At 44.6% G+C, this 26,568-nt stretch carries 27 protein-coding genes; 21 read left to right on the top strand and 6 right to left on the bottom strand.

Going from position 1 to position 26,568, the window contains the following annotated elements; translation table 11 throughout:
* Position 1: 1 nt before the first annotated feature.
* Genes fliH through fliJ form a run of 3 tightly spaced genes read left to right on the top strand, consistent with a single transcriptional unit; the run spans position 2 to position 2,561 of the window.
* A complete protein-coding gene (gene fliH / locus R7Q39_RS01130; RefSeq protein WP_005375050.1) occupies positions 2-757 on the top strand; it encodes a flagellar assembly protein FliH in 756 nt (251 codons plus the stop codon).
* Complete coding sequence (gene fliI / locus R7Q39_RS01125) at positions 750-2,096, top strand: flagellar protein export ATPase FliI (protein WP_053350026.1); 1,347 nt, start codon at positions 750-752, stop codon at positions 2,094-2,096. Before fliH ends, fliI begins: the two co-directional genes overlap by 8 nt.
* A gap of 24 nt (positions 2,097-2,120) precedes the next feature.
* On the top strand, positions 2,121-2,561 hold the full coding sequence (fliJ, locus tag R7Q39_RS01120; RefSeq protein ID WP_005384016.1) for a flagellar export protein FliJ: 441 nt from the start codon (positions 2,121-2,123) through the stop codon (positions 2,559-2,561).
* A gap of 16 nt (positions 2,562-2,577) precedes the next feature.
* Here fliJ and R7Q39_RS01115 read toward each other — a convergent pair whose 3' ends face one another.
* Together R7Q39_RS01115 and R7Q39_RS01110 are read right to left on the bottom strand one after the other, a co-directional pair.
* Positions 2,578-3,636, bottom strand: a complete 1,059-nt coding sequence (locus R7Q39_RS01115; protein WP_206958283.1) for a S1 family peptidase — start codon at positions 3,634-3,636, stop codon at positions 2,578-2,580.
* Between the two features lie 73 nt (positions 3,637-3,709).
* The gene (locus tag R7Q39_RS01110) at positions 3,710-4,603 is read right to left on the bottom strand and encodes a LysR substrate-binding domain-containing protein (RefSeq protein ID WP_053307935.1); all 894 of its coding nucleotides are present in this window, start codon (positions 4,601-4,603) and stop codon (positions 3,710-3,712) included.
* A gap of 128 nt (positions 4,604-4,731) precedes the next feature.
* Here R7Q39_RS01110 and R7Q39_RS01105 point away from each other — a divergent pair, with 128 nt between their 5' ends.
* The 6 genes from R7Q39_RS01105 (at position 4,732) to R7Q39_RS01080 (ending at position 10,016) form a co-directional block, all read left to right on the top strand.
* A complete protein-coding gene (locus tag R7Q39_RS01105; RefSeq protein ID WP_025768592.1) occupies positions 4,732-5,655 on the top strand; it encodes a DMT family transporter in 924 nt (307 codons plus the stop codon).
* Between the two features lie 99 nt (positions 5,656-5,754).
* Positions 5,755-6,201 (top strand): SRPBCC family protein, encoded by a 447-nt coding sequence (locus tag R7Q39_RS01100; protein WP_025768591.1) that lies wholly within the window; start codon positions 5,755-5,757, stop codon positions 6,199-6,201.
* A gap of 83 nt (positions 6,202-6,284) precedes the next feature.
* The gene (locus tag R7Q39_RS01095) at positions 6,285-7,037 is read left to right on the top strand and encodes a phosphatase (RefSeq protein WP_042521750.1); all 753 of its coding nucleotides are present in this window, start codon (positions 6,285-6,287) and stop codon (positions 7,035-7,037) included.
* Positions 7,038-7,193: 156 nt separating this feature from the next.
* The gene (locus R7Q39_RS01090; protein ID WP_021035869.1) at positions 7,194-7,583 is read left to right on the top strand and encodes a cytochrome b562; all 390 of its coding nucleotides are present in this window, start codon (positions 7,194-7,196) and stop codon (positions 7,581-7,583) included.
* Between the two features lie 218 nt (positions 7,584-7,801).
* A complete protein-coding gene (locus R7Q39_RS01085; protein ID WP_080276971.1) occupies positions 7,802-8,161 on the top strand; it encodes a hypothetical protein in 360 nt (119 codons plus the stop codon).
* A gap of 415 nt (positions 8,162-8,576) precedes the next feature.
* The gene (locus R7Q39_RS01080) at positions 8,577-10,016 is read left to right on the top strand and encodes a PepSY-associated TM helix domain-containing protein (RefSeq protein ID WP_169629142.1); all 1,440 of its coding nucleotides are present in this window, start codon (positions 8,577-8,579) and stop codon (positions 10,014-10,016) included.
* Positions 10,017-10,066: 50 nt separating this feature from the next.
* Here R7Q39_RS01080 and R7Q39_RS01075 read toward each other — a convergent pair whose 3' ends face one another.
* The 3 genes from R7Q39_RS01075 to R7Q39_RS01065 all read right to left on the bottom strand — a co-directional run bounded on the left by R7Q39_RS01075 (position 10,067) and on the right by R7Q39_RS01065 (position 11,961).
* Positions 10,067-10,450 carry a VOC family protein gene (locus R7Q39_RS01075; RefSeq protein ID WP_237305712.1) on the bottom strand — a complete coding sequence of 128 codons (384 nt, stop codon included), beginning with the start codon at positions 10,448-10,450 and terminating at the stop codon, positions 10,067-10,069.
* 30 nt (positions 10,451-10,480) lie between these two features.
* Complete coding sequence (locus R7Q39_RS01070; RefSeq protein WP_005384005.1) at positions 10,481-11,410, bottom strand: LysR family transcriptional regulator; 930 nt, start codon at positions 11,408-11,410, stop codon at positions 10,481-10,483.
* A gap of 77 nt (positions 11,411-11,487) precedes the next feature.
* Positions 11,488-11,961, bottom strand: a complete 474-nt coding sequence (locus R7Q39_RS01065) for a hypothetical protein (RefSeq protein WP_318075669.1) — start codon at positions 11,959-11,961, stop codon at positions 11,488-11,490.
* Between the two features lie 288 nt (positions 11,962-12,249).
* Here R7Q39_RS01065 and R7Q39_RS01060 point away from each other — a divergent pair, with 288 nt between their 5' ends.
* The 4 genes from R7Q39_RS01060 (at position 12,250) to R7Q39_RS01045 (ending at position 16,005) form a co-directional block, all read left to right on the top strand.
* Entirely contained in the window at positions 12,250-12,933 is a 684-nt protein-coding gene (locus R7Q39_RS01060) for a spondin domain-containing protein (RefSeq protein WP_005384002.1), read from the top strand.
* 9 nt (positions 12,934-12,942) lie between these two features.
* Positions 12,943-13,638: a spondin domain-containing protein gene (locus R7Q39_RS01055; protein WP_318075668.1), complete on the top strand. Its 696-nt coding sequence runs from the start codon at positions 12,943-12,945 to the stop codon at positions 13,636-13,638.
* Positions 13,639-13,784: 146 nt separating this feature from the next.
* Positions 13,785-14,516, top strand: coding sequence for a response regulator transcription factor (locus R7Q39_RS01050; protein WP_171370763.1), 732 nt, complete (start codon positions 13,785-13,787; stop codon positions 14,514-14,516).
* Between the two features lie 115 nt (positions 14,517-14,631).
* A complete protein-coding gene (locus tag R7Q39_RS01045; RefSeq protein ID WP_085569382.1) occupies positions 14,632-16,005 on the top strand; it encodes a sensor histidine kinase in 1,374 nt (457 codons plus the stop codon).
* Between the two features lie 27 nt (positions 16,006-16,032).
* On the opposite strand, the gene R7Q39_RS01040 is transcribed toward R7Q39_RS01045, so the two are convergent.
* On the bottom strand, positions 16,033-16,548 hold the full coding sequence (locus tag R7Q39_RS01040) for a superoxide dismutase family protein (RefSeq protein WP_005375091.1): 516 nt from the start codon (positions 16,546-16,548) through the stop codon (positions 16,033-16,035).
* 541 nt (positions 16,549-17,089) lie between these two features.
* Here R7Q39_RS01040 and R7Q39_RS01035 point away from each other — a divergent pair.
* From R7Q39_RS01035 to R7Q39_RS01000, 8 genes are all read left to right on the top strand, one after another.
* Positions 17,090-18,499, top strand: a complete 1,410-nt coding sequence (locus R7Q39_RS01035; protein WP_318075667.1) for an aminotransferase class V-fold PLP-dependent enzyme — start codon at positions 17,090-17,092, stop codon at positions 18,497-18,499.
* A 62-nt stretch (positions 18,500-18,561) separates the two neighbouring features.
* Positions 18,562-19,494, top strand: coding sequence for a transporter substrate-binding domain-containing protein (locus tag R7Q39_RS01030; protein ID WP_017820522.1), 933 nt, complete (start codon positions 18,562-18,564; stop codon positions 19,492-19,494).
* Positions 19,491-21,821 (top strand): putative bifunctional diguanylate cyclase/phosphodiesterase, encoded by a 2,331-nt coding sequence (locus tag R7Q39_RS01025; protein WP_085569381.1) that lies wholly within the window; start codon positions 19,491-19,493, stop codon positions 21,819-21,821. Before R7Q39_RS01030 ends, R7Q39_RS01025 begins: the two co-directional genes overlap by 4 nt.
* Positions 21,822-22,033: 212 nt before the next feature.
* Positions 22,034-23,227 (top strand): glycine C-acetyltransferase, encoded by a 1,194-nt coding sequence (locus R7Q39_RS01020; protein ID WP_171345512.1) that lies wholly within the window; start codon positions 22,034-22,036, stop codon positions 23,225-23,227.
* Positions 23,228-23,271: 44 nt separating this feature from the next.
* Positions 23,272-24,303, top strand: a complete 1,032-nt coding sequence (tdh, locus tag R7Q39_RS01015) for an L-threonine 3-dehydrogenase (protein WP_005383983.1) — start codon at positions 23,272-23,274, stop codon at positions 24,301-24,303.
* Between the two features lie 389 nt (positions 24,304-24,692).
* Positions 24,693-25,238 (top strand): spore coat U domain-containing protein, encoded by a 546-nt coding sequence (locus R7Q39_RS01010; RefSeq protein ID WP_005375099.1) that lies wholly within the window; start codon positions 24,693-24,695, stop codon positions 25,236-25,238.
* 39 nt (positions 25,239-25,277) lie between these two features.
* A complete protein-coding gene (locus R7Q39_RS01005) occupies positions 25,278-25,775 on the top strand; it encodes a spore coat U domain-containing protein (protein WP_017820521.1) in 498 nt (165 codons plus the stop codon).
* Between the two features lie 20 nt (positions 25,776-25,795).
* Positions 25,796-26,551, top strand: a complete 756-nt coding sequence (locus tag R7Q39_RS01000) for a molecular chaperone (protein WP_318075666.1) — start codon at positions 25,796-25,798, stop codon at positions 26,549-26,551.
* Positions 26,552-26,568: the final 17 nt, after the last annotated feature.

Genomic DNA, 26,568 nt, shown 5'->3' with positions numbered 1-26,568 from the left:
CATGCTAGAGACAAAATCAAGTACTATGCGATTGCCTCCGAGCGGGTATCGTTTACACCGTTTTCCGCCTTTAGCGCAACCTAAGACTATCGAAGACGAATTCGGGCTAGATAACCAAGGCTGGCAAGAACCTCAAATAGATATCCAACAGCAACTTGAAGAAGGTTTTCAACAAGGTTTGCAACAAGGACATGAGGAAGGCTTACGCCAAGGTATCGAACAGGGCAAGCAACAAGGTCTGTTGGAAGGCCAAAAAGAAGGTTTCCAAAAAGGCTTTGTTTCCGGTGAGCAGTCTGGAAAGCAAGGCTTTTTGGAGGCGGCGAAGCCTGTCAATGAACTTTTTCACGCCCTTTCTCGTTGGCAAGATGAAAAAGAACAGCAACAACGCCATATGATTTGTGAACTGGTACAAAAGGTAGCTCAGCAAGTGATTCGTGCCGAGCTCACTTTAATGCCTCAGCAGATCCTAGCTTTGGTGGACGAGACATTGTCTGCCATGCCTGGTAAAGCGGAAACAGTAACTGTGCATTTAAATCCGCAAGATTTAGAGCGCATTACTCACATCAATGCTGATTTGCCGCAATCTTGGAAACTGGTCCCTAATACGGAGCTTCCTATTGGTGGCTGTCAGTTAGTGACTGATGACGCAGAAGCGGATGCGAGCTGCGACTCTCGTTTGGAAGCCTGTATGGACAATGTAAAGCAACACCTTTTGGATGAAGTCAGTATTCCACAGGTAGAGTCTGAGCATGAGTAATACCCTAAGCCATGAACTATTAAGTGAGCGTTTGAGCGAAGCCTTGGCTTCGCTCGATTCAATCCCTGTTGCTCGCGTAACAGGGCGATTGATAAAAGTAAACGGCTTAATGTTACAAGCCGTAGGGTGTCGGTTTAAGCTTGAGCAGCGTTGTCTCGTAGAAACCGCGGAAGGCGATATGATCGAAGCGCAAGTTGTGGGCTTTGAACACACTATTGCTTACCTCATGCCTATCCGCCGTTTAGGCGGTCTGTTTGCAGGTGCAAAAGTCATCCCTCTTGATGGTGACAGTACCGTGCAGCTAAGCTCTCAGTGGTTAGGACGCGTACTGAATGGTTTAGGTGAGCCGTTAGATGACGGGGCACCGCTTAAGGGGGGAGAGCGAGTTTCACTTGAACCAAAACCGATTAACCCACTGAAGCGACGCCCAGTTGATACACCACTCAACGTAGGCGTGCGTGCGATTAATGGACTATTGACGGTAGGCAAAGGCCAACGTATTGGTTTGATGGCTGGCAGTGGCGTCGGTAAAAGTGTGTTAATGGGGATGATCACCAAAAACACGGAGGCCGATGTAATTGTGGTCGGGCTTATCGGTGAGCGAGGCAGAGAAGTACGTGAGTTTATCGAGAGAAACTTAACCCCAGAAGCGCGCAAGAAAGCGATCATTATCGCGGCTCCTGCTGATGAATCCCCGCTAATGAGGTTAAGAGCGACACTACTTTGTCATCGCGTTTCAGAGTATTTCCGAGACCAAGGCAAAGACGTTCTACTACTGATGGACTCTCTAACCCGATACGCCATGGCACAGCGCGAAATCGCTCTTTCGCTCGGTGAGCCTCCAGCTTCTCGTGGTTATCCGCCCTCAGTCTTCAGCGTGTTACCTCAACTCCTAGAGCGAGCGGGTAACAGTGAAAATCAACATGGTAGCTTAACGGCAATTTATACCGTATTGGCAGAAGGGGACGACCAACAAGATCCTGTCGTGGATTCCGCGCGCGCCATCTTAGATGGGCATGTCGTTTTATCGCGTCAACTGGCTGAGCAAGGGCATTATCCCGCGATAGATATCAACGCGTCTATTAGCCGTTGTATGAATACTTGTACGCAGGACGCACACAGCACGATTGCGAATAACTTCCGTCAAATGTACTCCAACTACCTTCAGGTTAAAGAGTTACTGCCATTAGGGGGTTATCAACCAGGACAAGATCCTGAGTTAGATCAATCTGTTGCTATGTATCCAAATTTGCGTGCATATCTACAACAAGCTGCCAACGAGTCTGTAGATTACCCAACCAGTTTGACCGAGCTCGCGCAGCTTTTTCAAAGTGCTTAATCAAATGGGAGTGACAAGGCTGAAATGAAATCCAAGTTAAAAGCCGTAGGCAAGTTACAGCAAATGGAAGAAAAACAGCGTGACCGTGTGGGTCAACAACTTGATGCCATGCGTCAGCGTCACTCCCATCTTTCAATGCAATTGGAACAGTTGTCGGCGTTGAAAGGCCACGCTGGACAATCAACCCGAACCGGCCCGACGCTGACGAGCGCGGCTTTGATGAACTTTAATCGTGTTGACCAAATGCTACAAAGAATGCTTCGTCACCACGAGCAAGAGCAAGCCGTTATGCAAGCGGAATGTGCATCTGTACAGAAAACGCTAGAACACAAGCACGCACGCGTTCAAGGGTTAGAAAAAGTGCTTGAACGTTGGCGTACTAAGCAGAACTATGAAAAAGCGAAAAAAGAGCAAAAGATGATTGAAGACATCATTAACTCTCGCGTTAAGCGCAAGATATTATGATGTCTTGTTGACGCTACTAGGAGCGCGAATAATTTCTGCGGTGTCTTAGCCAACCAAACCAGCCTCCAAGCATGATCAACCCTGATCCGAGAGCACCGCCGCCACTGCTGCCGTTGTTACCAAAGCCAGATGTGTTGGTATCGACAGGCTCAAAGCCAGAGTCCCCTTCGCTATGATAATCTTCCGAACTTGCTAAGAGGGCGTTATAACTGGTTTTTACACCTGAGCTGGTTTGGGTCTCAATCCATGTTGCATAGTTCAAAATCTCGGTAAACACACTTGGAATCGCAGCGGATTCGCAAACTGAAGAACCGTAGCTCACAATGCCAATTTGCTGATACATGCCATTATTGTCTTGATAGGTGAGAGGACCGCCTGAGTCACCACGACAGATGCCAGTGTAGCTTCGTTCAGGAAATCCATTCGCACATAAACTTTCCTGAGCGTTAAACCCTGTTACCAACGAAGCGCATTGGGTGTCGGTAAGGGGTTTTACTTCTGCCCAGCGTAAATAGTTAGGGGAGCTTTCATCATTGGTTGAGGTCTGACCTAAACCGAATATCTGATAAACTGACTTGCTGCTGTAGTCTCCAAAGTCTTGCGGTAAAGTGATGGATTGGACGTTATCGGTGATAGGTCTAGTCAATTCAAGGACAGCGATGTCATTAATCCATAAATCGCTAGGCACATAATCAGGATGAATCGTGATAGAGCGAACATCTTTGAATTCTTCAACAAACACGTCATTCATCGTAGGGTTTTTGACTAGCACTCGTAGATCGTTGATTGTCCAGCCATCAGTAAAAACGCTTGGTTCTACGCAGTGGGCCGCAGTTAAAATGAAGCGGTCGTTTACAATGGTTCCCCCACAAATATTGGCAAACTGATTAGCGCCAGTTTTATGTAGAATAAGACGTGCAAAAAAAGGAAGTTGGTTTTGGGTAGCCTGCTGACCCCCAATAATTGCCGTGGAGATCCCTTGTTCTGAAAGGCGGTTATCATTTTCTACTTCAGCGGTCGTACTCAAAGATACTGCAAAACAGAGTGCGCTTAGCCATATTTGATACTGCTTCATAAACCATCCTTGGATGAAAAGTGCTCTTCTAACTTTATACTAGTTTTTCAGTGAATGTGCTTAACAAAAGTTTCTAATAGTTGAATGATTGTTGTAGCCAAGATCGCAACAGATGAAACGATTCAAGCTTTAGCTTGTGTGGCGGGCATACAAAGTAAAGCTGTTGATGAGGATTAATGACGGGTTCACCCAGCTCGATTAGCTGACCATATTTGATGTCATCCTTCACAAACAAGCGATGAGTGACCAATAACCCCAAACGACGAGTTGTGGCCTGGACGGCTTGTATCGACATGTTAAAAGTGATTGGTTTTTTATTTTTAGGTCGCTGGATACCCGTCGCGTCCTGCCACACGTTCCAGTCATTTTTTCTTCGCTCGTTAGTAACTTCAATGATGGGATATTGCTTTAAGAGTTGAGTGATGTTTGAGTCCTTTGTCTTCGCTATCAATTCAGGACTGCACACCAAAACCAGTTCATCTTCACTGAGCTTTTCGCAGTAGTAATCCTGCCATTCTTCGGGATTTCCATGCACCAAGGCCGCGTCGATACCTTCTTGTTCTAAATTGAATCTGCCAGACAGGTTTGATAAACGAACGTCTAATTGAGGAGCAAACCCTTGTAAATCTGACATTCGAGGAATCCACCAGTGAAGAGCCAATGAATTCACCATATTGAGCGTAACACGCTGCAAGTTCTGATCTTGGATGAGTGCTTCCGTTGCATCGACAATTTGCTCTAAAGCGGGTGCCACCTTCCTGTAATACTTTTTACCGTCCGCGTTGAGTTGAACTTGTCTGCCTATGCGATCAAATAGAGGCTTGTTGACTTGACTCTCCAGCGATTTAATTGCCTGACTTACGGCTGAGTGGCTCACACTTAATATCTGTGCTGCTTCTGTCATGCTGCCAGACTCAGCTACTGCAACAAATGCGTAGATGGACTTTAAGGGGACTAGTTTCCGCATAATTTAAAAACCGTAGCTGGTGATAGATAAGTTAAACTGTAAGTTTTTCTTACATCAATGGTTAATATTACTCGCTATTTACGATAAGTGATGTCTTTTAAAATGCTCCATATATTAAGGAGTATTGAATGAATGCTGTAAATAAATCTATCCTTTTCATGTTGATGTCTACGTTAAGCTTATCTGTTACTGGACTGTTAGCAAAGCAGTTGTCAGGCGAACTTTCCGTCACACTATTTAGCTTCTTACGTTTTTTAGTGCCTGCGCTTATCTTGCTTATCTTACTTCGTGTGAAAAACCTTACCTTTCCTAAAGCGGGCACGCTAAAGCCTATTTTATTGCGTGCTCTTTGTATCGGTTTGTCACAACTTTGCTTTATCGCGTCATTACAAACGTTAACGCTCGTTGAGGGGGTCGTTTTGTTTGCTACTGGCCCATTATTTATTCCCTTGGTTGAAAAGCTGTTCATGAGGGGGCGCATTCGTGTTTCAACATTGGCGGCTTTAGCAATGGCGTTCACTGGTGTGGTTATGTTGGCGGGCGGTGGAAGTGAGATTACATGGCGAGCGGATTTATTGCTCGGCTTGGCTGGTGGACTCTTCAATTCTGGTTCTCAGCTTACGTTATATAAAGTGAGTAAAACAAATATGTCGCCGCTAGAAATCAACTTTTGGGCGTTTGGTTTTGCTGCCGTATTTCTGTTGCCGCTAACTTTGTTTAACGACTTCGACGTGTTACTTAATATGAGTGTTATGGCGCCTGAGATTTCTTCAAATACGCTGTGGATCGGTATGATGTCTCTGATGATCATTAACACCCAAGTTTTTCGCTCCAAAGCATATAAACTGGCAAGCAGTGGCTCTCAACTTGCGCCACTCATTTTTACTAACTTATTGTTCACTGCGGTTTGGCAGAGCCTGTTTTTTGAAGACCGAATGAGTCAAAGTCAAATTGTTGGGATGAGTTTAATAGTGCTCGCAATCATACTGAACACATGTTGGGTTCGTTTTACGGCGCATCGCAGTGGTGGTTTACAAGCGAGAACTTCTTAGTCTGTCGGAAAATGAAGGGGGCAGGTAGATAAATTGGTCGTGTGGTTTGATTTTTCTTGAGTATGGGCTAGCGTCAAGAAAGGTTCAGGGAGAGAAATCATGCTTACGCTAAATTATTACGTCGAAATTTCGGCGACACCGCAACGAGTGTGGGAAGTGCTAACCGATGTTGAGTTGTATAAACGTTGGGCACAAGCCTTTTCACCGCAGTCTCAATTTGAAGGAGCTTGGGAAGAAGGAGGTGGCATCACTTTTTTTGATCCAGATATGGGCGGGACAAGGGCGATCATAGATACGGTGCTACCGCTTCAAAAACTTGAATTTCATCATGTTGCCATTTTTAATCCGGATAATCGTCAACAACTCGATGCTGACCTAGCATCTAGGTGGATCGGATCGCGAGAGATCTACCAGATCGATACCAACAACGATCGTTTACTACTCAATGTTACCATTCATACTCACAATGACTTTGTTTCCATGTTTAATCACGGATGGGAAAAAGCTTTACCCTTGATAAAAGCCATTAGTGAAGAGCAAGTTTAGGGTTCTTGCTTATCTTGAGCTGACGATGCGTTGCCTGAAGGTATACAATAGCACGCAAGATAGCGCACCTAAGAGAGTGGATGATGGAATTTAAAGTTGATACCCATACACATACGTACGCCAGTGGTCACGCGTACAGTACCTTGATTGAAAATGCAAAGTTGGCAAAAGAGAACGGGCTGGATATGTTCTGCACGACCGATCACGCAGAATTAATGCCGGGTGCGCCTCATTACTGGTTCTTCTCTAACCAGAAAATTCTGCCTCGTTTTCTTGAAGGCGTTGCGATTATTCGCGGCGTTGAATCTAACATTATGAATACCGAAGGCGACATTGATATTCCACTGAGTGTGGACCGCAACTTAGATTGGGTGATCGCGAGTTTTCATGAACCCGTTTTTCGTCCAGCAAACAAGCAAACTCACACGGAAGCACTTGTTAATGTCATTCAGAGTGGTCGTATTGATGCGCTCGGTCATCTTGGTAATCCAAATTTCGACTTTGATTTTCAGACCGTTTTAGCGTGCGCGAAAGAGCACAATGTCGCGATTGAAATTAATAACACCACGCTGAAAGGTAACAGCCGAGTAGGCAGCGTAGACCGTTGCCACGAGATTGCACAAATCGGGAAAGATCTCGGTGTTTTCTTCACCACGGGCAGTGACGCGCACTTCTGTCACGATGTTGGTAATCTGGAGTTGGTTGGAGAGTTAATGGACAAAGTGGGTATTGATAGCAAGAAAGTGATTACTCGCACCGCTCAGCAGTTTTTGTCTTTCTTAGCTTTGAGAGGCCGTAAACCAATTGCAGAATATGACAGCATTCTCAACGCATAAACTTGATTACATTTAAGGTATGCACCTGACGCCAGATTGCTTTACACTGCGACCCGGAAATACTCAAATAAGCTAGTTTTTCGCCTTTTATGGCGTAGGTTATTTGGGTGAATAAAGCCGACACAGAATTCGGCACTATAAATGGAGAAGTGAAAAATGTTACGTCCTTTAGTCCTAGGGTGTGCGATTGCGTTTGGCTCAACATACGCAATGGCAGAAGCGGTTGATTTAAAACAAAACATGAAACAGATGAAGATGGAATTCAAACAGGCGGCAGAAGCATCTGATGTCGAAACCATGAAATCTGCGATTGATAGCTTGCAAGCGATTGTTGAACAATCTAAGCGTGGTAATTACCCACCAGAGAAGTTTGATACTTACTTAGAAGGCTTTAACAAACTGACGGTAACGCTAGATAAGATTGAAGCGGATCTTGATGCGGGCAAGCTACAAGAAGCAAAAGCTCAACTGCGTGAAATCGATAGTCTTCGTGAAGAGTACCACGACAAGCGCAATCCAAGCATTTGGAGCAAGTTGTTCGGCTAATTATCTACTGAGCGGAGCATTTGCTCGTGGCAGTGGGTTACGCGTTATTTCTAAGTAATGAATGAACACATTATCAGCCTGCCATTTCGGCGGGCTTTTTTGCGCCTGTCAATCGATGCATTCAAGAAAACCTGTGAGGTAGCAAGCACTTATTGATCCTGTTTTTGAGCTACCACTCAGAATTGGTTACGCTGTGTGAAATTTGTTAAGTCACCGTTATGCGTAGATTAATTCCTTTTTACCGCTCAATGTTATTTGCTAGTGCTCTCAGTTGGGTGCTAGTGACGCTGATGCCTGTTATCAATGCTCATGGTAACAGCATGGGCGTGTGGGCGACGCTATGTACGCTTAACGGTTTTGAATTGGTTCAAATAGAAGAGGGCGACAATTCGGTTAGCCACAAAGGTAAGCCTTGTCCGTTTAGCCACTTCTCGACTTTTCATCACGATACACTTCCAACGACACCGATACTTTCAAGACAGAGCTTGGTGACTTCTGACAGCTACGCTTATTTGGCTCTAAGTGTGCGATTTGAAACACCAGTTCCTAGAGCGCCGCCGGTTTCCCTTTTCTCATAACGAAAACAATTACACGATACCCAAGTAACCTCGAGATGCTTGGTTCAGCGAGAATGACTTGGTTTGTAGACGCGGCGGCGATTTAAAGGTCTAGTGGGTCTAGATCAAGATATCGACAACAAAGTATACAAGCCAAGGCAACTCGCCCTTCGGGAGCGTGTCATTGCTCCGATTGCTGCTTCAAACAACTTGGAAAGAGTGGTCTATTACACAGCGTTGTTTTCTTTGCACTCGAATCAATGACAACGCTCTGAATCCAGCATCTTGAAGTCACTTGGGTATATAGTCAGCAACACTGCCACTTCGAGCAGTGGTACTCCCAAATCTAAGTCAAATAACGCCGCATACGAATGTGTATGTGCAGGATGCGTTTGGCTGAATTTGGGTGTTCAACAATGAAAAAAGGAAAATACACATGTTGAGAAACTCGGCAAAGCCTCAACTCAAGGAAGCCTCACGCGCAAAATCCATCTACTTTATGACGTGGCGATGGCACTTTTACGCAGGTTTGTTCGTCATTCCATTTATGCTGATGCTTTCCCTAACGGGGTTGGTGATGTTGTTTGATGATGAAATCGAACTGGCTCGATACGAAGCGACATTACAGGTTTCACCACAAGAGCAAATGGTTCCTGTCTCTGCACAATTAGAAACCGTAAAGCAGGCGTATCCCGATTTTAATGTCACCCAATTTGTACCTGCCAAAACGGCCGATATTGCCAACCGATTCTCGATTCAAAACCAAGAAGGCAGCTCTCTGATTGTTGCAGTAAATCCTTACACAGGAGACGTACAAGGCACCATTAACCGTGGTGATAGCATCTATGAACTGATGAACAGCATTCACGGCACCTTGCTCATCGGCGACCTAGGTGACCGCTTAATTGAAATCGCCGCAAGTTTGGGGATTTTGCTGTTGGTGTCTGGTTTGTACCTTTGGTTACCTAGAGACAACGCCAGCCGCGCCGGCTTTTTGAAAATCCGCTTTAACAATGGCCCTCGAATTTTGATTCGTGACCTGCATGCGAATTTAGGTGGTGTGCTGTCGATTGTGCTGTTGTTCTTTTTGATTTCAGGATTGTCGTGGGCAGGGATCTGGGGTGCGAAAATGGTACAAGCTTGGAATACCTTCCCAACCTATTACACATGGGGTGAGAAACCGGAATCCACACTGACACACAAAGATCTTAACCATGGTGCTTCAGAAGAGATGCCATGGAACTTAGAGCTTGCTGCTGTGCCTGAATCGAAAGATAAGCCCGCTCATGATCATGCCAACATGAAGGAAGAGATGGCATACGCAGGCAGCCATGATGCGCTCTCCATTGATGATATCATCCTCAAGGCTGAAATGTTGGGCTTCACTGGTTATAAGTTGTTTTTGCCGCGCTCTGAGACGGGCGTTTACACCGTTGCAGCTAACTCTATGGGCGGCGACATTTCCGACCCAAGACAAGATCGCACCAGCCACTTTGACCAATATTCCGGTCGCTTGTTGGTGGATGTAACGTGGCAAGATTACAGCCTATTTGCCAAGTTCATGGCGGCAGGTGTGTCATTGCATCAAGGTGATGTCAGTGTGCTTAACAAAGTGCTCAACGTGGTGTTCTGTTTGGCGTTCATCTTAATCTCAATTACAGGTGTGGTGATGTGGTGGATTCGTAGACCAAGTCGCAGTGCTGCATTGGGCGCGCCACCTAAGTTTCAGCAAGACGGTATTTGGAAGCTTGGCTTAGTAACGTTGGTGATATTGTGCTTGGCGTTCCCGATGGGTGGTTTGGCAATTGTTACGGTTCTCGCACTGGATTGGCTGTTGTTTAACCGCGTCGAGAAGCTGAAAACGGCGTTGAATTAGTAAAGACAAAGAATGGAATAGTAAAAGAGCCAGCGAAGTGCTGGCTCTTTTTATTTCTGGTAAATCTCAAGCGGCAAGCCATCTGGGTCTTGGAAGAAGGTAAAGGCTTTGCCTGTGAATTCGTCAATACGAATTGGTTCAACTTCAACGTCATTCGATTCTAGGTAGGCTTTTACTTGCTCAACATCATCAACCAAAAACGCGAGATGTCGTAGCCCTTGTGCTTCAGGAAAGCTCGGTCTATTGGGTGCCCCCGGAAAGCTAAACAGTTCCACTTGGCTGCCGTCAGGTAAAGCGAGGTCAAGCTTGTAGGAGTCTCTGGTTTCACGATAGTTTTCAGCAATGACTTTTAATCCCAACACTTCAGTGTAAAAGCGTTTTGACCTTGGGTAATCGCTGCAAATGATCGCGACGTGATGAATGGCATTAAACATGGTTAGCCTCTTCAAACATGGCTCGTATCCTCAAGCATGGTTAGTATCGTCGGAGACTAAATGCTCCTTAACGAAGTCGATAAACACGCGCAGACGAGCGGGCATGTATTTGGTTTGCGCATACTGCATCGCGATAGCGCCATGGTAGTTACTCTTGATCATCCAATCCGGTAGTACCTCCACCACTTCACCTTGCTCTAACGCGTCTTTGATCACGAAGTCATGGAAGATCCCAATTCCCAAGCCAGACTTAACCCCGTTCAAGCGCATTTGAGAATGGTTGACGGCGTACCGTCCACTCACGGCAATGGAATGAAAGGCTTCTTCTTTAAAGAACGACCAGATGTTGTCTTTGTCGTTCTCGGCAAGGTAAATACAATCGTGCTGCTCAAGCTCGGTTGGGTGCTCAGGCATACCATGTTTGGCTAGGTAGTCTGGAGAGGCACATAAAACGAGATTGGTCTTGCTGATCTCTTTGAGTACCAGATTCTCATCGGGTTTGTCGGTGAGCTTAAAGGCGACATCAATACCTTGGCGGAAAAGATCGATCTCACCATCTGCTGCACGCAGCTTAAGCTGAATATTTGGATAACGTTCTAGGAATGGCAACACAAACGGTTGAAGCACCGAATTAAGAAATGCTTCAGGGGCTGCCACTGTGAGTGCGCCTGTTGGCTCGGCATGATCTTCCGCAGATAGCTCAACGGCTTGCTGCGCGGCATTTACCATTGCTATGCTTTGGTCGTAAACCTTTTGCCCTGCTTGAGTGATGATCAACTTACGAGTTGTGCGCTCAAACAGTTTCACCGAGAGGGCTTGCTCTAATCGTGTGATCAACTTACTTAAAGCCGATGGCGTTACGCCGAGTTGTTTAGCAGCAGCGGTAAAACTGCCTTCGTTTACCACCAAGATAAACGAAGCAAGATCAGGAAGTAGGGCAATGAGTTTTGGATTAACCATAATTGTTCAGTTCTGCGCAGCGGAATAACGATATTGTCTGGTACGGTTTGACGAGGTTCAAGTGTCACCGTCTCGCTTTAACGATGTTTTGCCAAAAATGCATTGAGTGCAGGCAAGCCAGATTCACCAGTATGGTATTGTTGCCAACAGTGATAAATGGCCGTTTCGTGGTCTGCAATCAACTCGATAGCTTCTCGCTCAGCGATTGAATACTGCTGTGAAGCTTTCACTGCTTCATGCCACTCTCGATACTTGACCTCATAAGGTTCTACCCATTTCAGAAGAGTCGCCACCAACTCTTGCCATGGTAAACCAATCCACTTGGTTGCATCTGCCAAGCCTTTATCTAGCATCTCTTGGTATCGACTTTCGATATCCATGCCATTTGTCAGCAGTACAGGTTTGAGCTTTTCTGCGGTGAGTTCTTCCACTTCAATCAAGGTTTGCCACAGCGTTTGTTGTTCACTTTGGGCGTAATGGCTCAAGTAGTGGTTGAAAAAAGCGATGCCGTAGATTTCGCCATAGTAGGCAGACAGAACGTTATGAATCATGGTGAAAATCGTGATTTAAACAGAGAATACCGCATTGTAGGAGGGGAAAGCGCGAAGTGTAAATACCTGATTAAGAGTAAAAAAGTGCCGCTGACAGAATTCGAACAGAACTTGTGAGAATTTTATGAGAATTCGATGAAGTTGCTGATAGATTTGCTCGTCATTCTTAGAGGCAAGAACGCAAAACGTTCGAAACGTAATGCTTAACCTACTCAAGTCACGAACAAAGAAGTAAAGCCGTACACATGGGCTTGGGTAGTTCAACCCTCATTAAAGGATGGAATCACAATGAAAAAACGTACCCAACTCGGACTCGTCATGACTTCAGTCGCTATGGCACTAGGCTCTGCATCAGTGAATGCGGCGGAATTGGAAATCACCGTGACAAACGCAACCAAAGGCATCTACTTTACGCCACTTATTGTTGCTGCACATGGCTCTGACCTTCAAATGTTCAGAACGGGTCAAGCAGCGACTCCGGAACTAGAAGCAATGGCAGAAGGCGGTGATATCTCTGGTCTTGCTAGTGTGATTGGTAACGCTGGTGGTGCGGTGGTTGAGAACCCTGCTGGTGGCATTTTGAATCCGGGTGTTGCAACCACCTTCACCTTAGACAGTGGCGACCACGGTTATCTTTCTCTGAGCGCGATGTTGTTGCCAACCAATGACGGTTTTGTCGGCCTAGATAGCTGGAAGATTCCAACGGAAGCGGGTACATACCGAGCAACGCTAAGAAGTTACGATGCCGGTACAGAAGCGAACGATGAACTTGCGTCTAGCATGCCAAACCCACCTTTCATTACCTTTGGTACTGGCGGCACAGGCGTTGAAGCAACGGTAACTAACGACAAAGTTCACGTGCATCCGGGTAACCTTGGTGATAGCGATCCAACCGGCGGCATCAGTGACCTAGACAGCAGCAGCCATCGTTGGTTAAACCCAGTTGCAACCATCACAATCGTTGTGAAGTAAGGGGGATGTATGAAATACAGAATCTTACTAGTAGCAGCTTCAGTCGGCTTGCTCGCCGGTTGTCCAAGCGATGATGATAACGACGTAGTGAAATCGTACCGTTACACCGTCAACGTGGCGAACTTGACTGCGAATCAACCTATGTCTCCGCTTGCTGTACTCACTCACAATGGTGACTACCAATTGTTTGAAATTGGACAAGCGGCATCTGTTGAACTTGAGCACCTTGCCGAAGGCGGGAGTAACGCTGAGCTGATTGAGTTGATGAACAGCAATGACAGTGTTTACCAAGGTATTTCGGGCAATGGATTGGTGTTGCCTGGCGCATCGGACGAAGTCACCATCACGGTTGACCCTAGTCGTTACGGTTACTTGTCTGTGGCGTCTATGTTCGTGAATACCAACGATGCATTTGTTGGTGAAACGGGGCTATCGCTCAAATCGCTCGCAGTGGGTGAAAGCTACGAAATGAGCATGAACGTTTGGGATTCCGGCACAGAGCTGAACGATGAACTTGCTACAACCATTCCGGGCCCAGCAGGTGGTGGTGAGGGTTTCAATGCCGCTCGTAATGACAGCAATGACGTTGTTGCATTCCATGCGGGTGTTGTTAGCCAAGATGACGGATTAGCAAACTCAGCACTTTCTGCGAACCATCGTTTCTTGAACCCAGGTGCGAAAGTCACCATCACTCGAGTCGAGTAACACAGGCTCCGATGACGTCTCCTTTCCAAAGCGCTTGTAGCCGAGCGCTTTATCCCTCGTGGCGTCATCGGAACCTTTTTTGAAAGAATTTCTAATTTGTTCCGGTCATGTGCAAAGTGAGGATACTCGAAGGCAAGGAAAGGACCATGGAACAACAGGCAATCAATTTAGTCGCGAACATCTTGTTGGTGGAAGATGACGATGATTTGGCAGAACTGGTTCAGATGCATCTCAAGTTTCAAGGACACCAAGTGTCGCGGGCCACAAATGTCGCCGATGCTAAAACGCAATACCAGCAACAACCCTTTGATTTATTGATCCTTGACCGAGGTTTACCAGATGGTGATGGTCTAGACATCTGTCATTATTTGCGTCAGCAACAAGATTGGAGTCCAGTGCTCATGCTGACAGCCAGAGACGGTGAAATGGACAAGGTTGACGGTTTAGAAGCGGGCGTTGATGACTACATCACTAAGCCATTTAGCGTATTAGAATTCCAAGCACGAGTGCGAAACGTGTTACGCAGAGTCAGCCAAACCGCAGAAGCCAAATTAGTAGATGAAGTCCTCGAAGATGCGATGGATTTTGGTCCGCTGAGAATTATTCCGGAGTTGCACCAAGTATCCCTAAACGACAAGGATGTCACTCTTACCGCGACAGAGTTTACTTTGCTGCAGTTTCTCGCGACTCGCCCGGGCAGAGTCTACAGTAAAGATGAATTGCTCGATCACGTTTGGAACACCAGTCATTCTGGTTATCACCATACGGTGTGTAGCACCATAAATCGTTTACGCAGCAAGTTGTCGTTGTCTGACTCTGATCATCACTTCATTCAAACCGTGTGGGGTGTTGGATATAAGTTTCAGCCAAGACACTAATGCAAGAAAGTAAGTCAAAACATCAAGCCAGACAGTAAGTCGGTAGTTGTTTTCACCGTCATTTTTCAATCATCACGGGTGTTTCAAAAACACCGCTGTTTAAGGAGGCGATAGGATGAGCTTCAAATCTCGCTTAGTGGTATTTACTAGCTTGTGGTTCTGCCTCGCGGCGGTGGTGATTGCACTGACTTACAATTGGCAAAAAGAAACCATCGAGTTACGCACTAAGCAAAGCCTACATAAAGAGCTAGCCAGCCACATGCGTGATGATAATCCGCTGATGATCGGGACGGATTACAACCCTAAAGCGCTCAAGTCGATTTTTCACACGCTCATGCTGATCGGTCCTGACTTTGAAATCTACTTCCTCGATAGCCAAGGCAATATCACCACTCATGCAGCACCGGAAGGGGCGGAGATCATGGGTAAGGTGGATCTCAATCCCATTAAGCAATTCTTAAATGACCAGCCTTTTCCTATTTTGGGTGAAGACCCACGTAATCGTGGTGAACACAAAGTCTTTTCTGTCGCAGCGATAGAGGAATTAGGCTCTACGGTCGGTTATCTCTACGTGGTGATTGGCAGTACCCGACATGACGCCATTGCCAATGCTCAAGTCGATACTCCTTATATCGCGCTGGCAGGATTGGTCTTAGTCTCCATCTTAGGCTTTGCTCTTGGGGCTTATGTGCTGGTGAAACGTAGCCTATTGAACCCGATTGAGCGTGTGACCAAGCAACTTCAGCAGCAAGCCGAACATGATTTCCGCCTGCAACCTGATTTTACTCACCAAGTGCCGGAGCTCGTGCCGATTGCGCACTCTTATCAGATGATGGCGAAACACATTCAGCAACAGTTTTTACAGTTGGAGTATCAATCGTCTCATCGTCGTCAAAGCTTGTTGCAGCTTAGTCATGATTTAAAAACGCCGTTATCGAGCGTGCTGGGCTATTTGGAAACGTGGCGTTTGCAACATCCGGAATCTGATCCTTTGATTGACGTCGCTTTCCGAAATTGTGAGAAGCTCTCAACTCAATTGCATTCTTTGTTAGACGCCGCGCGCAAAGAAGCTCCAATGCCAAACTACGAGTACCGCCCCGTAGATCTTGGCGCGTTGATGGCAGAATGTGCCGAAACGATGCAGAGCCAGTTTTCTCGTAAAGAAGTGGTGTTGAAAGTGGATATCGATAACGAAATCCAAACCGTGGGTGATAAAGGACTCTTAGAGCGGTTGGTGTTGAACCTGCTTGAAAATGCATTGCGCCACAGCCCAATCGGCTCGGAAGTGCATTGCCAAGCGCATTTGAGTGAGGATAAGTCGCGCATCCACTTTACCTTCGTCAATCACATCGAGGAAGAAGCGGAGGGCGGTTCTTTGGGGATCGGGACGAAGATTGTCCAATCGATCTTAATGCTTCACCACAGCTACCTTGAGACCAATGCAACATCCTCTCAATATCAACAGAAGTTCACACTTCTCGCAATCTAAAGAGAAGTGTGAGACATAAGTTAATGTTTATTCAATAACACCACATACGACGCGAGCGCCGCCACCACCTAGCTTACTTGGGTGATCGGAGTGATTGTCACCACCTGCATGGATCATTAACGCTCGACCTTTTAAATCCGATAATTTTAGGCGAGGCGCGACAACTGGCTGATTGGCATTGCCGTCCATGTCCACATAGAGTGGAGGCAAGTCGCCTAAATGATTGTCATCGGTCCAAGGATAGCCATGCTTCCCTGTGTTGTTAGGATCATAATGGCCACCTGCTGCGCCGCCTAATACGGTTTTGTCATCCTTTTCTATGCTATCGCAAGATGGATTAGTGTGAACATGGAAACCGTGCACACCTGCTGACAAACCTGATAATTGAGGCGTAAAAACAACGCCATAATCACTTTGTGAAATCTCAATGGTACCAGCGCTCTCATTGGTGTTGAGAGCAGTCATTTCTACCGTTTTTGCTAGCGCGTTAGGGGCGGCGACAAGAGCGGATGCAACTGAAATGCATAGCAATCCTTTTAACATGGGACCTCCTTCTTTTAGGGTGTACGCTCAAGCACATATTAGTGAAAACCTGTTTTACTTATGTCTGTTGAGCGGTGAGTTTATGTCATAGAGTGATGTGTATCACTTTATGGTCTTAAACTGATATCTCGATCCGAAATCAGCTTTCTTTTATTTAGTCTTAACATGTTGAGATCGTTAAGATATAAAAAGAATAGACGCCAATCTTAAAATAGCCTGAATATTTTTAAATTAACGCAAAGTTAAATTTTTAATGACTTTATAACAAAGCTCATAATTGTTTTATAAAGAATTTGGTGGAATTGTCCGCAATAAAGAATAATCAAATTAACGAATATATTAATGTGAACATTGTTGTTTATAGATTTGTGGTCAAACTGTTGCTTGTATCATCAAATAAGATAAAAAATTGGAACTAAAGTCACTTAATGGCAGAGGAAAAAATTAAACTCTGATTGTAATGGGTAATAATGTTTTAGTAACAGATAGTTACGCACTTAAAATTAATAATATGGCTAATTTCCGACAAGGATTGAAAAAGATGAAAGACAAGGAATCTATTCAGACTAATAGCAGCCGCCGTAATTTTCTGAAAGGCGCAACAGGAGCTGTTGTTGCTGGTGTGAGTGCTTCCGCTTTCTCAGGCGTAGCTCAAGCACGAGAACAGAAAATTGATTGGAGCAGCCGCGGGCTAGGTAGAAAACACGATAAGCGCTTCTGGCGTAAAGTGCGAAGACAGTTCGTTTTGGAAAAACGAACCACTTACATGAACATTGGTACAACAGGTTCAATGCCAAAACATGTTCTTGAAGATTACGAGTATAACAACAAGCTGGTGGCTAAATATCCTTGGGACATGAAAGGCAAATTTGGCTCTTGGCCTTATGTTTCAGAGATGGTTAAAGACGTCGCACCAGGTTTTGGTGCTAACCCAGAAGAGATCATTCTCAGCCGCAACACTACTGATGGCTTATGCTCGATCATTAATGGCTTACACTTTGAACCAGGTGATGTGATTCTAACGACACACCATGAACATATTGCTGCAACATCACCTATGAACGTAGCGAAACATCGTTTTGGTGTGGATGTGGTAGAAATTCAACTACCAGTATTTACTGGTACCGAAAACGTTTCTGAGCAAGATTACATTCAAGCGTTCCGAGACGCGCTTGATGCGAATCAAAACGTTCGCCTAATTGTTTTCTCTCATATCACATACAAAACAGGAACCGCGCTACCAGCAAAAGCCATTTGTGCTTTAGCAAAAGAGTATGGTGTACCTACTCTTGTTGATGGCGCGCATACGGTCGGTATGTTTGACCTTGATTTCCACGATATGGATTGTGATTTCTATGCAGGATCTGGTCATAAGTGGCAGTGTGGTCCGGGCGCGACAGGTATTCTGTATGTTCGTGATAACGGTAACCGTTTGAATGAGTATTGGAGTGACCGAGAGAACCCGTTATGGTTGATCAACTCCTCACTTTCTCATGCTGATTACCTGGGTAAACAGCTGCAAATGCAATACATTGGTAACGATAACTATCCTGCGAAACAAGCACTAGTTGATAGTTGCAAAATGTGGGATGAGATTGGTCGAGACCGTATCGAAGAGCGAGTTGTAAGCCTTGGTAGTTTATGTAAAACCTTGCTTCAAGAGTACTTACCACAAGCCAAAATGTATTCACCAAACGTGGAAGGCTTAACCAGTGGCTTAACGACGGTTAACCCGTTCTCCGATGTAACTAATGAAGAGATACTGACGGAATTCCGAGATCGTTTACGTGAAGAGTATGGTTACATCATCCGTACGACTAGCTTTAAGCTGCATAAGGATGATGACTTTGATACTTACGCGCTGCGTATCTCTACGCATTTGTTCCATGACGAACAAGATGTGGAAGGGCTCGTAGTGGCGATGACGAATTTGTATTACTCGTCGTTCTAACATCGTTGTTTATCACTCAAGCGCCCATTATTGGGCGCTTTGTGAAAGGTAAGGATATTATTATGTCAGTCATAACATTCAAAAGAACTTTAGCGACGGTGGCGCTCATGGTTACCTCTGTTGCGTCGTCTGCCGCTTGGTCAGACGATTTACAACAAATCCGTGAACGCGGTGTACTGCGTCACATTGGTGTCCCGTACGCTAACTTTGTCTCCTATATTGAACAAGGTGAAGTGGAAACTTTGACTGGCTTGGATGTAGAGATAATAAAAGGTTTTGCCAAGTCGTTAGGTGTTCAGTACCAGTATGTTCCAGCACAGTGGAGCGACGTGGTTGGTAAGTTGACAGGGCAAAATGTGCAATATCACAACAAGCAGGCTGTTGTCGGAGAAAGTGTTCCAATTGAAGGCGATTTGATCGCAAATGGCGTTACTATTCTTGATTGGCGTTCTGAGGTTGTCGATTTTTCACAAGATTATTTTCCTTCAGGTGTATGGTTGGTTTCCAGATCCGACTCTAGTCTGAGCCCGATTAAACCAAGTGGGTCGGTCGATGAAGATGTTAAAAACGTCAAGCAGCTGATCGATGGTCGCGAAGTGTTAGCTTTAGAACATTCTTGCTTGGATCCTAACCTTTATGACTTATATGACACAGGTGCAAAAGTTATATTACCTGATGGGGCGCGTCTCCTTAATGAGATGGTTCCAGCGATAATGAAAAATGATGCGGAAAGCACATTATTAGATGTTGCGGATACGCTAATTGCCCTCGAAAAATGGCCGGGTGAAATAAAAGTCATTGGCCCTATATCTGAGAATCAAAAAATGGCTGTTGCATTCCGTAAAAATTCCCCTGAATTACGCAAAGCATTTGATCGTTATTTAGACTCGATAAAACAAGACGGTTCATACGAAAAACTAGTAAAAAAATACTATCCATCTATTTACTACTTTTATAACGATTACTTTATAGAAGATAAAAAGAAACTCCGATGAATAAGGCCGTTAAAAAATTTTCCAGTAAAAGATTTATTACAATAAGCGCAATATTAGTTTCAATTTACTTAGCTATGCTTATTACTGTGACTAGCGTAGGTCAAAATAAGTTAAAAGAATCTCAATACAGAGAACTAGATTTAAAAGTAAAAAGTTATGCAAGCACACTCGATAATTTATTTACCATAGCGAGTGAAGATGTTGATAATCTAGCTACAGATAAAACAATACAAACATTCTTTGGTAATTTAGCTTCTGGCATGTCAATGGAGTATGGATTAGGAGCCAGTCTAATTAATTTAAAGCGTCGCTTCGATGAGAAGATAGACAGTAAGCTAATTAATAGCAGCCAAATCTATAAGAAGCTCACGCTGGTAGGCAGTGATGGAGTCACCATTGTCACCACTGGATCTGAAAACCTTGCCGAGCACAAAATGGACATACAAACCTTAATGACTCAACACGGGCATCCCGAAGAGGTTTGTGCGACGCGATACAATGATGACGTTCGCATTCAAGTCATTAAGCAAGTTAAGTTCTCCGGAAAGCCTGTTGCTTTTTTAATTGCCGATCTTAATAAGAATATTGTTATTGACCAACTTACTAACCAAGAACACGAAGATAGTTATAGCCGAATGGTGCTAAAAATAAAAGACGTGGAAATGGTTGTATGGGATACCATAAATAAAACACCTTCTCACAATAAGGATGAGAACTATTTCGTTTCTGAGGCTGTAGACGGAAAAATTTACTTTGAAGTGCCTGTGGATAAACATCACTTTAAATTGATGGCGTGGTTCGAGCCTTTGAGTGAACGAGATATATTTACATCACGGCTCTTTATTATTGGTTTGAGTATTCTGGCCGTTATGATCGTCATTGCTTTATGTTATGCATTCATCACGAACAATAATAGGATTGAATTGAAAATTAAGCTTGAGGAAGAAAAAAAGCGTAAAGATATTCTTTCTCAACAGAATAAAAAATTAACGAACGAAATTGAACGTCGAAAAGCGTCTGAAAAAGAACTCGCCTTCCAAGCTAAATATGACACATTAACTAATTTGCCTAATCGTAGTTATGGTTCCGAGCGATTGGCTTTGGAGTTAATTAGGGCATCGCGTAGTGGGTCTAAAGTTTTGGTGATGTTCATCGACTTAGACCACTTCAAGCAGATTAACGATTCAATGGGACACTTTGTTGGGGATGAAATCCTTAAACTCAGTGCTCAGCGACTGTATCAAGTCGCGAGAAAAACAGACTTATTGGCGAGAATTGGTGGGGATGAGTTTTTACTCGTCATCCCTGATTTGCCTGATAATGATACTGCAAAGCGAGTTGCTTCAAGTGTACTTTCGGCGTTTAACGATCCGTTTGTTTGGAACAACCATGAATTCTTCTTGAGTAGTAGCGTCGGAATGTCTGTGTTTCCGGATGACGGAGACAACGCTGAGCAGCTTCTTGCATGTGCAGATATGGCAATGTATCGGGCGAAACAAGATGGGCGTGATGGCTTTTGTTTTTATAACCATAATATGAACCAAGATTTGCAACGCTATTTGGATCTGGAAAATCGTCTGAGAAGTGCGATCTCCAATCAGTTGTTAGAGCTGTATTATCAGCCAATTATTGAGCTGAGTAGTGGTAAAATCGTAGGGGCAGAAGCGCTAATGCGTTGGAATGATGACAAGTACGGATTCGTAAACCCTGAAGAGTTTATCTCTATTGCAGAGAAAAATGGTTTAATTCATCAAATTGGTGAGTTTGCTATTCAACAAGCGTGTCGACAAGCGGCACAATGGCAAAGTCTGACTCCGTTGTTTGTTTCTGTAAACTTTTCTAGTGTTCAATTTAGGTACTGCGAGCGCTTACTTACGTTTATTAAACACAGCCTTGAGGAGTCTGGTCTTCCGTCAGATAAGTTCGATATTGAAGTGACAGAAAGTCTCCTCTTTAATCACGATTCTGAGCTATTAGACATGCTTAATAACTTACGAGCGTTAGGCACCAAACTTACTATTGATGATTTTGGTACTGGTTATTCTGCGCTGAGTTACTTGCAGAAGTTTCCGTTCGACCGCTTAAAGATTGATCGTAGCTTTATGCAAAATATGTTCGAGAACGACTCAGACCGCGAGCTTGTGAACGTAATCATAGCAATGGCGAAAGCGCTGGATCTTAAGATCGTCGCAGAAGGCATCGAAGAACAGCGTCATGTGGATTACCTGAAAAACCTAAACTGTGAGTTCGGACAAGGTTTCCACTATAGCCGACCATTACCTGCTAAGGACTTTGAAACACTTTTGGCTAAGCCTACCTGGCTATAATTCCTTTTATAACAACCTTATAGAAAAGCATTAATCGAACTTGTGCCTAGGATTCATTAATGCTTTTCCACCTTAAGGTATAATCCTTCCTCCTTCCTTGAATTACACTACAATTAATTGATGAGTGATAGCCCGTGACGCCCGTCACATAAAGGCTAAGCCTAATTCTAAACGAGTAAATACTCGCCAAAATAACTAGGAAGGAATTTCAAATGTCTTCTGCATTCTACCAACAGATTCAGCAGCAAATCGAAGAAGTAAAGGCGGAAGGCCTTTACAAATCAGAGCGTGTCATCATGTCCCAACAGCAAGCGGCTGTTAAAATCTCTACTGGTGAAGAAGTACTAAACTTCTGTGCGAACAACTACCTTGGTCTTGCTAACCACCCGGCACTTATCGAAGCGGGTAAAGCAGGCATGGACGAGCACGGCTTTGGTATGGCTTCAGTACGTTTTATCTGTGGTACGCAAGACATCCACAAAGAGCTTGAACAGAAGCTTTCTAAGTTCCTAGGTAAAGAAGATACGATTCTTTACACATCATGTTTCGACGCAAACGCGGGCCTATTTGAAACTATTCTAGGCAAAGAAGACGCAATCATCTCTGACGCTTTAAACCACGCGTCAATCATCGACGGTGTTCGTCTATGTAAAGCAATGCGTTTCCGCTACTCAAACAACAACATGGAAGAGCTAGAGCAACAACTGATCGCTGCGAAAGAAGCAGGTGCTCGCCACATTCTTATCGTAACGGACGGTGTGTTCTCAATGGACGGCGTAGTAGCAAACCTTCCGGCTATCTGTGACCTAGCAGAGAAGTACGGCGCGTTGACTATGGTTGATGACTCTCACGCTGTTGGCTTCATGGGCAAAACAGGTGCAGGTACGCACGAGCACCACAACGTAGTTGACCGTATCGACATCATCACTGGTACGCTAGGCAAAGCAATGGGCGGCGCTTCAGGCGGTTACACATCTGGTAAAGCGGAAGTGATTGACTGGCTACGTCAGCGTTCTCGTCCATACCTATTCTCTAACTCTGTTGCACCAGCAATCGTAAGCGCTTCTATCCGCGTTCTAGATCTACTAGAAGAGAGCGGTGACCTACGTGATCGTCTATGGGAAAACGCAGCACACTTCCGTACTCGTATGGAAGACGCTGGTTTCACAATGGGTGGTGCTGACCACGCAATCATTCCGATCATGCTTGGTGACGCAAAAGTAGCAGCAGAATTCGCAGAGCGTGCGCTGGAGAAAGGCATCTACGTAATCGGCTTCTCATTCCCTGTAGTACCAAAAGGTCAAGCACGTATCCGTACTCAAATGTCTGCGGCGCACTCTCGCGAGCAGCTAGACCGTGCAATCGACGCGTTCATCCAAGTTGGTAAGGACATGGGTCTTATTTAAGATTCTAGGCCTTAGACAATAGGGCCTTTAATTAAGGTTACATTATGAAAATTAAAGCATTATCAAAGCTAAAGCCTGAAGAAGGCATCTGGATGACTGAGGTTGATAAACCAGAAGTTGGCCATAACGACATTCTGATCAAAATTAAGAAAACCGCTATCTGTGGTACAGACGTACACATCTACAACTGGGACGAATGGTCACAAAAGACAATTCCAGTGCCTATGGTTGTTGGTCACGAATACGTGGGTGAAGTGGTTGCGATTGGTCAGGAAGTTCGTGGCTTTGAAATCGGTGACCGCGTATCTGGCGAAGGTCACATCACGTGTGGTCACTGTCGTAACTGTCGTGGCGGCCGTACTCACCTATGTCGCAACACGATTGGTGTGGGCGTTAACCGTGAAGGTGCATTCGCTGAATACCTAGTGATCCCAGCGTTCAACGCGTTCAAGATCCCTGAAGGCATCTCTGACGATCTAGCGTCTATCTTTGACCCGTTTGGTAACGCAGTACACACAGCACTTTCTTTCGACCTAGTAGGCGAAGACGTGCTTATCACAGGTGCTGGCCCAATCGGTATCATGGCAGCAGCGGTTGCTAAACACGTTGGTGCTCGCCACGTAGTGATCACAGACGTGAACGAATACCGTCTAGAACTTGCTCGTAAGATGGGTGTAACACGCGCAGTAAACGTGGCTGAAGAGAAGCTAGAAGACGTAATGGCTGAGCTAGGCATGACAGAAGGCTTCGACGTTGGTCTAGAAATGTCTGGTAACCCAGCAGCATTCAACTCAATGCTAACCACAATGAACCACGGTGGTCGCATTGCACTACTAGGTATTCCACCGTCAGACATGGGTATCGACTGGAACCAAGTTATCTTCAAAGGCTTGGTGATCAAAGGTATCTACGGTCGCGAAATGTTCGAAACTTGGTACAAGATGGCTTCACTGATCCAATCTGGTCTGGATCTATCGCCAATCATCACGCACCACTACAAGATTGATGACTTCCAAGAAGGCTTCGATGTAATGCGCAGCGGTATGTCAGGCAAAGTTATTCTTGATTGGGAATAACTTATTCAAGTAAGAAATGCGCTCCTTTTTGGGGCGCATTTTTGTTTCATGAAGATTCTTGTTTCGGGAAGAAATGGTCGCCAATCTTTTCTAAACTTCTCGTGTCGTTCTGCTACTTTTTTTAGATTTTTTCCACTCAACTTCACCCTACCTTCTAACTCATTGTCGATTCTGTATTTGGAACAAGATAATAACCATTTGTTTTTAGTGGTTATTTTTTAGCATTACATGCTTAAAAATCGTCACTTTTAAGTTTAATATTTTTATTTGCTGTTCGTCTTTATCCTTATCCTGCTTCTTTTTATTGTTTTACATTTTATATGCATTTGGTTTGTCATAATTGAGCTATAACTAATAAAAAGGTTACCGATATACAGTGGAATGTAAAAATGGAGCTTTATATGAAAAGATTTTATCTGATGATGCCTCTGCTCTTAACCTCATTTAGTTGGCAAGCGAGTGGAGCGTCAGTGAGCGGTACGATTGATGTTTCAATTAACCTTGTACAAGGTTGTGTGATTAATGGAAACAATGCGGTAGATGCAGCTTCTGGCGTTGGCTTTGGCTCACTCGCCTTTGGAGACGTGCCTGCAATCTTCAGTGAACAAGATGGTGTGGTAAATGGTGGTAGTGCGACGGGTATTGAAGTGCTTTGTAGTAACGGTGTGACACCGACGTTTACATTGGGCACCGGATTGTATGATGCAAGTGCGACCGTTGGTACCTACGCGATGTCAAATGGCGCGCAATTTATTGATTATACGTTGTTTACCGACTCAGACCGAAGCACACAAATTATACAAGGCGGGACGGTAGCTCTGTCTGAATTTACTAGTGCAACATCGCAAACTATTGAGCTTTTTGCGAAAGCTTACGGTACGAGCAGCATTGCCGGCACATACTCCGATACCATCAGTGTGACGCTAAGCTGGTAAAACGTGACGCTGGTTGTTAGGGGCTTTTCACTTGTCGCGATGAGTTTGTGCTCTTTAACTGTGCTGGCTGATGCGACACAAACTTTTCAGGTGTCTGCCACCGTAGATACAGGTTGTTTGATTAACGGCGCAGTACAAGAAGAAAGCGCAACCCAAGCTGGGCAAATAGGCACGTTAGATTTTGGTGAGCATTCTTCAGTTTACGCGACGGAAGTACAAGGCAGCATCACTTACAGTTCATCACTCACATTAAGTTGTACTCCGGGTATTACGATGAATGTTTCCGTAAATGGCGGGATGAATGCATCGGACGGTGTACGTAAGCTAAAGCACAGTGAAGAAGCGACAACGGTAGATTACTTTTTGTTTCAGGATCTAAATTATACGCAGGTGCTTGATATTGACACGCAATATTCCGTCGATACCGACCAAGACCCAGATAATATTCAGTTTCCTATCTGGGCAAAGGCGACAATAAATGGGAATGAAATGGCTGGAATTTATATGGATACGCTTACGCTGACATTAGAGTGGTAAGTGAACTTTGGAGGGGTGAAATGGAATTCATACTCAAAAAACTATTATTAATAACCTTCCTTTTTGTTTTTTTCTCAAATGCCAATGCTAACTCATTATTAATTTGGCCGATTTACCCCAAAATATCAGAGGAGAGTAATGCAACATCACTTTGGATGGTAAATAAAGGCAGTGTTGATTCTTATTTACAGGTGAGAATTTTTAAGTGGGAACAAAACGAAGGAGAAGATAGTTATTCAAGTCAAAGCCAGTTAATTGCAACCCCTCCGTTTGTCAAAATTGAACCAGGTGAAAAGCAGTTAATCCGCATCATCAACCAAGATGAGGCCTCTGCGGGTAAGGAGTATGCATACCGAGTGATCATAGATGAATTACCGCCAACTCAAAACCCTCAAACAGAATTGACGGAAAATGAACTCGCTGTCAAAGTCCGAATGCGTTACTCGATACCTTTGTTTATTTACGGGAAAGGGCTGACTGATACTCAAAAACCAAACCGTGACAGTGAATTATGGGGTGATTTACAGGCACAGTTTATTAAGAAAAATAATCAGCGTTTTGTTCACATTAAAAATTCAGGAAAACACCATGTTCGCTTAGTGAATTTACAGTTGAATCTACCAAATAAAGACCCTGTCGTTATTTCCGATGGACTAGCTGGCTATATTCTTCCTGAACAGTATAAGGTTTGGTCTATTCCCCATAGTAATGTCAGCCCCTTGAGTTTGAGCGCGAATATTGGAGGTAAACGTTACCAAATACCATTGAAGCAATAATGAATAGATTTAATACA

The sequence above is a fragment of the Vibrio sp. 947 genome, from assembly GCF_033339115.1.
Lineage (GTDB): Bacteria > Pseudomonadota > Gammaproteobacteria > Enterobacterales > Vibrionaceae > Vibrio > Vibrio alginolyticus.
The sequence above is the reverse complement of the archived record's forward strand: the minus strand, read 5'-3'. Positions and strand labels throughout refer to the sequence as shown.